Source organism: Chitinophaga agrisoli (assembly GCF_008386695.1).
Taxonomy (GTDB): domain Bacteria; phylum Bacteroidota; class Bacteroidia; order Chitinophagales; family Chitinophagaceae; genus Chitinophaga; species Chitinophaga agrisoli.
This window is the reverse complement of the sequence record NZ_VUOC01000122.1, coordinates 1-900: the sequence shown is the minus strand read 5'-3', so window position 1 is coordinate 900 and position 900 is coordinate 1. Positions and strand designations below refer to the sequence as shown.

The following is a 900-nucleotide window of genomic DNA, read 5'->3' as shown; positions in this document are numbered from 1 at the left end:
ATCGGATCCTTCCCACTCACTCCAGCCGGACTTCAGGCCTGCCATCCAGTTCCCGCGAAGCTGGTCTTCAGCCGCCCAGGTCTTTTTCTGCTCTGACATGACGTTATTCAGCGCCAGCGGATTATCGCCATACTGTTCCTTCAGGCGCTGTTCCGTGGCTTCCCGTTCTGCCTGCCGGTCAGTCAGCCCCCGGCTTTTCGCATCAATGGCGGCCCGTTTTGCCCGTTGCTGCTGTGCGAATTTATCCGCCTGCTGCGCCAGCGCGTTCAGGCGCTCCTGATACGTAACCTTGTCGCCAAGTGCAGCCAGCTGGCGTTTGTACTCCAGCGTCTCATCTTTATGCGCCAGCAGGGATTTCTCCTGTGCAGACAGCTGGCGACGTTGCGCCGCCTCCTCCAGTACCGCGAACTGACTCTCCGCCTTCCACAAATCCCGGCGCTGCTGGCTGATTTTCTCATTTGCTCCGGCATGCTTCTCCAGCGTCCGGAGTTCTGCCTGAAGCGTCAGCAGGGCAGCATGAGCACTGTCTTCCTGACGATCGCCCGCAGGCACCTTCACGCTGGACTGTTTCGGCTTTTTCAGCGTCGCTTCATAATCCTTTTTCGCCGCCGCCATCAGCGTGTTGTAATCCGCCTGCAGGATTTTCCCGTCTTTCAGTGCCTTGTTCAGTTCTTCCTGACGGGCGGTATATTTCTCCAGCGGCGTCTGCAGCCGTTCGTAAGCCTTCTGCGCCTCTTCGGTATATTTCAGCCGTGACGCTTCGGTATCGCTCTGCTGCTGCGCATTTTTGTCCTGTTGAGTCTGCTGCTCAGCCTTCTTTCGGGCGGCTTCAAGCGCAAGACGGGCCTTTTCACGATCATCCCAGTAACGCGCCCGCGCTTCATCGTTAACGGATCCGAT

1 protein-coding gene is annotated in these 900 nt (G+C 58.0%); it reads right to left on the bottom strand.

The window, feature by feature from the left end; genetic code table 11:
• A partial coding sequence (locus tag F0L74_RS33005; RefSeq protein WP_149842247.1) for a phage tail tape measure protein occupies positions 1–900 on the bottom strand: 900 nt, incomplete at both ends.